This is a genomic window from Microbacterium sp. UBA3394, assembly GCF_002358725.1.
GTDB lineage: Bacteria > Actinomycetota > Actinomycetes > Actinomycetales > Microbacteriaceae > Microbacterium > Microbacterium luteum.
This window is the reverse complement of record NZ_DEPK01000131.1, coordinates 1-6196: the sequence shown is the minus strand read 5'-3', so window position 1 is coordinate 6196 and position 6196 is coordinate 1. Positions and strand designations below refer to the sequence as shown.

The following is a 6196-nucleotide window of genomic DNA, read 5'->3' as shown; positions in this document are numbered from 1 at the left end:
GGAATCGACGCCGCCGGCCATCGGGATCGTCACGACGCTGTCGGCGGCCTCGACGGCGCGGCGACTGAGCCCGTCACCCTCGGCACCCAGCAGGAGCGCCACCCGATCGTGACCGGCGGCCGCGAACGCGTCGAGCCCTTCGGCATCGTCGGACAGCGCGAGCGCGGCGAGATGGAATCCGGATGCGTGGAGCATCGTGCGCGCTTCCGGCCAGGCCGGAAGGCGGGTCCACGGCACCTGGAAGACCGTCCCCATGCTGACGCGCACACTGCGCCGGTACAGCGGGTCGGCGCACCGCTCGGTGATGAGCACGGCGTCGGCTCCCAGAGCCGCGGCACTGCGGAACACCGCTCCGACGTTGGTGTGGTCGACGATGTCCTCCAGCACCACGACCAGGCGTGCTCCGGCGACGGTCTCATCCACGCTCGGAAGCGCCGGACGCGCCATCGAGGCGAGAGCGCCCCGGTGAACCGCGTAGCCCGTGACCTGCTCGGCGATCTCGGCCGGGACGACGTACACGGGGGTATCCGGATGCGCCGCGAGCAGCGAGTCCGCGTCGTCGAGCCACTTCTGCTGCACCAGAAGCGAGCGCGGGGCGTGACCGGCCCCGAGAGCGCGAGCGATGACCTTCGCCGACTCCGCGATGTACAGACCGCCTTGCGGCTCGCTCACGCGTCGGAGCGCGATGTCGGTCAGGTCGCGGTAATCCCGCAGCCGGGGATCCCCCGCATCGTCCACGCGTTCGACCCGCACGTTCGGCTCCCTTCCTCGGCCCTGACGTAACATCCTCGCAACTGCAGGCGAATACACTCGCATCGGAGGTGACCGGGTGACACTCACGACGGCGGGCGGCGCGGCGCTCTCCCCCACCGTGGCGGACGCCATCGACGCCCTCGCGGGACGGCGGGTCGCCGTGCTGACGGGCGCGGGGGTGTCGACCGACTCCGGGATCCCCGATTACCGCGGCGAGGGGGCGCCCGTGCGCACCCCCATGACCGTCGAGCAGTTCCTCTCCAGCGACGAGGCCCGGCGCCGATACTGGATCGGCAGTCACCTCGGATGGCGGGCCTTCGCCGCCGCCGCTCCGAATGCCGGGCACGCCGCACTCGCGACCCTCGAGGAGCACGGCGTCACGACGGGAGTCATCACGCAGAACGTCGACGGACTGCACGTGCGCGCGGGCAGCCGCCGCGTCGTGGAGCTGCACGGCACGATGCGACGTGTCTTCTGCACCCACTGCGGACAGGTCTTCGATCGTCGCGACCTGGCCGAGAGAGTCGAAACGGAGAATCCCTGGATCACCGTTCCCGACAGCGTCGAACTCGGACCCGACGGCGACGTGCTTCCCGGAACCACGGACGGTTTCGTCGTACCGGTGTGCACCGTCTGCGGCGGGATGCTGAAGCCCGACGTGGTCTTCTTCGGCGAGTTCATCCCCGCCGAGAAGTTCCGCGAGGCGGAGCAGCTCGTGCGAGCCAGCGATGCCCTCGTCGTGGCCGGATCCTCCCTCGTCGTCAACTCCGGCATCCGGCTCCTCGAGCGGGCCCGTCGTCGCCGACTCCCGATCATCATCGTCAATCGCGGGCAGACGCGGGGCGATCGCCGGGCGACGGTGAAGGTCGACGCCGGCACGACGGAAGTGCTCCAGGCGTTCGCCACCGCGTTGCCCGCCCGGGTCGGCGGCGCGTCTAGTCTCGAGGGGTGACCTCCCTCATCCTCGTCCGCCACGGTGAGACCGATTGGAACCGCCAGCGGCGCATCCAGGGTTCCACCGACATCCCCCTCAACAATGACGGTCGGGCGCAGGCCGCTGATGCCGCGCGCCACCTGCGCGACATCCTCGACCCCGATGCGCCCGTCGCCATGGCCGCGAGCGATCTAGGTCGCGCTCGCGAGACCGCGCAGATCATCGCCGACGCCCTCGGCGCGGGCGGCGTGGGCGTGTACCCCGATCTGCGCGAGCGCGCCTACGGTGAGGCGGAGGGTCTGCGTCCCGAGGAGTTCTCCGAACGGTGGGGCTCCTGGGACCGCGCGGAGGTGCCCGGAGCCGAGGCGTGGCCGGATGTCCGGCGCCGCGCCCTGCGCGGACTGCGTTCCGCGGTCGGCGACGCCCGCAGCCGCACGGCGCCGGGGAGGAGCACCGTCGTCGTGGTGAGCCACGGTGCGCTCATTCGCGAGGTGATCCGCCACGCGAGCGCGGGCGAATTCCCCCTCGACGGTGAGCGCCTGCCGAACGGCTCGATCCACCGGCTGCGCTTCGAGCACGACCACCTGAGCCTGCTCTCGTACGAGGCCGCCGAGGATGCGCTCCGCATGACCGCGACCACCGAGGCCGTCGCGCCGGCCGGCCGCACCGCCTGACTCACGCGCCGGGGGCGACCTCCGCGCGTCGAACGATCGATCGCGCATGACGCAGCACCGGCTCGTCGACCATCCGCCCGCGGAAGGTGAAGACGCCCCGCTCCCCTTCGGCTGCCGCGAGGACCGCCCGCGCCCACGTCGCCTCCTCGGCATCGGGCGCGTAGGAACGGCGGATGACCTCGACCTGCGACGGATGGATGCAGGCGGTCGCCGAGAAGCCGGAGGCGGCCGCGTCGGCCGCTTCGCGCGCGAGGCCCTTCGTGTCGGGGATGTCGAGGTGCACCGCGTCCACCGCTATGCCGCCGTGCGCCCCCGCCGCGAGGAGGACGCGGGCGCGCGCCGTGCGTGCGATGTCACGGTAGCGTCCGTTCTTCTTCCGGCTGGAGGTGCCCCCGAGGCTGGCGACGAGGTCTTCGGCGCCCCACATCAGGCCCGAGACGTTCGGCAGCGACGCCAACGCCTCGGCGGCGACGATTCCGGTGGCCGTCTCGCACAGTGCGATCACCCGGAATCGCGCGTCGATTCTCGCGAGCTGGCGCGGATCTTCCGCCTTGGCGACCATGATCGTCCGGAAATCGGTCTGCGAGAGGGTCGCCATGTCCGCCACGAAGTCCGCCGTGCCCGTGGCATTGACCCTCACGATGACGCGATCGGGGTCGAGCTCGGCCTCGATGAGGGCGCCGCGTGCACCCGTCTTCGCCCCCGAGGCGACCGCGTCCTCCAGGTCGATGATCACCGCATCCGCGCGAGCCGCCGCGGTGGCGAACCGCTCCGGCCTGTCGGCCGGGCAGAAGAGCAGCGCCGGTCCCCACGGTGCGTCGGTCATGACTCCCCTTCCGAATCGGGTGCGAACCACATCAGTGCCGTGCGCGTCGCCGTGGCGACCACGTCGTCGCGCTGGTTGCGTCCGGTGTGCCGCATCGTCACCACGCCCTGCCCCGGCCGCGACGCGGATGGTCTGACCGCGAGGATCTCCGTCTCGGTGTAGAGCGTGTCACCGTGGTGCAGCGGCGCCGGAAACGTCACGTCGGTGAGTCCGAGCTGCGCGACGAGCGTGCCCTGCGTGATCTGGGCCACCGAGGCCCCCACCATCGTGGCGAGGGTCCACATCGAATTGACCAGCCGCTCGCCGAACGGCTGCGTCGCAGCGTAGGCAGCATCCAGGTGCAACGCCTGAGCGTTCATCGTCAGAGCGGAGAAGAGGGTGTTGTCGGTCTCGGTCGCGGTCCGACCCGGTCGGTGACGATATCGGGCGCCGACCACGAGCTCGTCGGCGTAGAGACCGCGCTGCTCGACCACGTGGTCGGACGGCGGGTGGGAGGAACGAGCGTCGGCGGCATCCATCGCGGCCACGCTACCCCGCGAGTCCGAGCGCCCGCGAGATCACCAGCAACTGCACCTCGGTGGTGCCCTCGCCGATCTCGAGGATCTTCGCGTCGCGGTAGTGCCGCGCGACGGGGAACTCGTTCATGAAGCCGTTGCCCCCGAAGATCTGCGTCGCGTCGCGGGCGTTGTCCATCGCCGCCTCCCCGGCGGTGAGCTTCGCGATCGCCGCCTCGGCCGTGAACGGCCGACCCGCGCCGCACAGCCGGGCCGCGTGGTGCCATGCCAGGCGCGCGGTGTGCACGCGCGCCTGCATGCGCGCGATGGTGAACTGGATGCTCTGACGCGAGGCCAGACGCTCTCCGAACACCACGCGCTGGCGCGCGTACGCGATCGCCTCCTCCAGGCACCCTTCGGCGGCCCCGGTGGCCAGCGCCGCGATCGCGATCCGCCCCTCGTCGAGGATGTTCAGGAAGGCGGCGAACCCGCGTCCGCGCTCTCCCAGCAGGTTCTGCTCCGGCACACGCACCCCCTCGAAGGCGAGCGGGTGCGTGTCGGAAGCATGCCAACCCACTTTGTCGTAAGCCGGTCCGACGGTGAATCCCGGCGTTCCGCTGGGCACGATGAGCGTCGAGATCTCCTTGCGCCCGTCGCGCTCACCCGTGACGGCGGTCACCGTGACGAAACGCGTGATCGGCGTGCCGGAGTTCGTGATGAACTGCTTTGCGCCGTCGATGACCCACTCGTCACCCTCGAGGCGAGCCGTGGTGCGCGTGGCGCCCGCGTCGGATCCCGCCTCGGGTTCGGTCAGGCCGAACCCGGCCAGAGCTCGCCCCGCGACGAGGTCGGGCAGCAGTTCCTGTCGCTGCTCCTCCGAGCCGAAGCGGTGCACGGGCATCGCACCCAGGCTCACCGCCGCCTCGAGGGTGATGGCGATGGACTGGTCGACGCGCGCGAGGGCCTCCACCGCCAGGCACAGCGCGAAGAGGTCGCCGCCCTGGCCGCCGACGTCCTCGGGGAACGGCAGTCCGAACAGGCCGAGCTCGCCCATCTGCGCGACCACGTCCATGGACAGCGTCCGGGTGCGGTCCGCCTCGTAGGACTGGGGTGCAACGACGTCCTCGGCGAACTCCCGCACCAACCGTGCGAGCTCGCGCTCCTCGTCGCTCAACCCGTGATGTTCCATGTCTTCCTGTCCCTCCGTCAAGCACGCGACCGCGTCATGCGTCGGTCGATCCGGCCACGTCGGCGACCACGTCGCCGCGGCGCACGTGCTCGCCGACGGCGACGCGCAGCCGCACGCGCCCGGCACGCGGCGCGAGCACCGGGTGCTCCATCTTCATGGCTTCGATCGTCACCAGCACCGCACCGGCGGCGACCTCTTCGTCGTCAGCGACGTGGACCGCCACGACCGAGCCCGGCATCGGCGCGACGGCATCGAGGGCGTCGGCGCCGGTGCTCCCGCCGGACGCCGCGCGCCGGCGCCGTGCGACCTCGGTGCGGCTGAGCGGCCTCGCCGACACCGTCTCGCCGCGTCGATGCGCCCACCAGGTGCCGTCACCGGCGCGTGCCACGATCGCGTCGGCAGCCGCGGCGTCATCGGCTGCGGCCTCCTCGACGTCGTCCTCGACGAGGAACGGGATGCGGGCGCCTTCGGCGCCGGACAGGCGCCATCCGTCCCGGCGGCCCCACGGCGAGCCGGTCGCGGGCGCAGGATGCCGGCCCAGCTCCGCGGCCGCCCACCGGGCGAGGACGTCCGCGTCAGGTCGGGTCGGTCGGGGGATCTGACGTCGTCCGATGAGTCCGGTGTCGAGGCGACCGGCGCGCACATCCGCGTCACGCGCGAGAGCGCGCAGGAAGGAGATGTTCGTGTCGAGCCCGAGCACGATCGTTTCCGCCAGGGCTCGGTCCAGAGCGTCCCACGCACGTTCTCGTGTCGACGCGTGACTGATCACCTTCGCGATCAGCGGGTCGTAGTGCTCGGTCACGGTGGCACCCGTCTCCACCGCGGCATCTGTGCGCACCCCCGGCGCCGCCCGCCACATCGCGATCTCACCGGTCTCGGGGAGGAATCCCCGCGTCGGGCTCTCCGCGTAGACCCGCGCTTCGACGGCGTGACCGTCCAGGCGCACCTCGGCCTGAGCGATCGGCAACCGCCCGCCCGCGGCGACGTCCAGCTGCATGGCGACGAGGTCGCGCCCGGTGATCATCTCGGTGACGGGGTGCTCGACCTGAAGACGCGTGTTCATCTCGATGAAGAAGTACTCGTCCGGGCGATCCGCCGCCACGAGGAATTCGACCGTGCCCGCACCCCGGTAGTCCACCGATCTCGCGGCCGCGCACGCGCTCTCGCCGATCCGGGCGCGCGTCTCATCGTCGATGGCGGGCGAGGGCGCCTCCTCGATGACCTTCTGATGCCGCCGCTGCAGCGTGCACTCGCGTTCGCCGAGGTGGATCACCCCGCCGTGCGCGTCGGCCATGATCTGCACTTCGATGTGCCGCGGCGCCTCGA

7 protein-coding genes are annotated in these 6196 nt (G+C 71.5%); 2 read left to right on the top strand and 5 right to left on the bottom strand.

Going from position 1 to position 6196, the window contains the following annotated elements; genetic code table 11:
• Positions 1-753 (bottom strand): TrmH family RNA methyltransferase (locus tag B4E30_RS07925; protein ID WP_286794553.1); only part of this gene is annotated, 753 nt, incomplete at its 3' end.
• A gap of 76 nt (positions 754-829) precedes the next feature.
• Here B4E30_RS07925 and B4E30_RS07920 point away from each other — a divergent pair.
• Both B4E30_RS07920 and B4E30_RS07915 read left to right on the top strand, forming a co-directional pair.
• Positions 830-1705 carry a Sir2 family NAD-dependent protein deacetylase gene (locus B4E30_RS07920; protein ID WP_286794551.1) on the top strand — a complete coding sequence of 292 codons (876 nt, stop codon included), beginning with the start codon at positions 830-832 and terminating at the stop codon, positions 1703-1705.
• The gene (locus tag B4E30_RS07915; RefSeq protein ID WP_286794549.1) at positions 1702-2361 is read left to right on the top strand and encodes a histidine phosphatase family protein; all 660 of its coding nucleotides are present in this window, start codon (positions 1702-1704) and stop codon (positions 2359-2361) included. Before B4E30_RS07920 ends, B4E30_RS07915 begins: the two co-directional genes overlap by 4 nt.
• 1 nt (position 2362) lies before the next feature.
• Here the strand turns inward: B4E30_RS07915 and B4E30_RS07910 are convergent, their stop codons facing one another.
• The 4 genes from B4E30_RS07910 to B4E30_RS07895 all read right to left on the bottom strand — a co-directional run.
• On the bottom strand, positions 2363-3187 hold the full coding sequence (locus tag B4E30_RS07910) for an HpcH/HpaI aldolase/citrate lyase family protein (RefSeq protein WP_286794547.1): 825 nt from the start codon (positions 3185-3187) through the stop codon (positions 2363-2365).
• Positions 3184-3705, bottom strand: a complete 522-nt coding sequence (locus B4E30_RS07905; RefSeq protein ID WP_286794545.1) for a MaoC family dehydratase — start codon at positions 3703-3705, stop codon at positions 3184-3186. Before B4E30_RS07905 ends, B4E30_RS07910 begins: the two co-directional genes overlap by 4 nt.
• Positions 3706-3715: 10 nt before the next feature.
• Positions 3716-4870 carry an acyl-CoA dehydrogenase family protein gene (locus tag B4E30_RS07900; RefSeq protein WP_194383177.1) on the bottom strand — a complete coding sequence of 385 codons (1155 nt, stop codon included), beginning with the start codon at positions 4868-4870 and terminating at the stop codon, positions 3716-3718.
• Positions 4871-4904: 34 nt separating this feature from the next.
• Positions 4905-6196 (bottom strand): biotin/lipoyl-containing protein (locus tag B4E30_RS07895; RefSeq protein ID WP_286794542.1); only part of this gene is annotated, 1292 nt, incomplete at its 5' end.

Excerpts from the sequence above, each read along its gene's own strand:
- B4E30_RS07910 (WP_286794547.1), bottom strand. The coding sequence starts at position 3,187 with ATGACCGACGCACCGTGGGGACCGGCGCTGCTCTTCTGCCCGGCCGAC.
- B4E30_RS07905 (WP_286794545.1), bottom strand. The coding sequence starts at position 3,705 with ATGGATGCCGCCGACGCTCGTTCCTCCCACCCGCCGTCCGACCACGTG.
- B4E30_RS07900 (WP_194383177.1), bottom strand. The coding sequence starts at position 4,870 with ATGGAACATCACGGGTTGAGCGACGAGGAGCGCGAGCTCGCACGGTTG.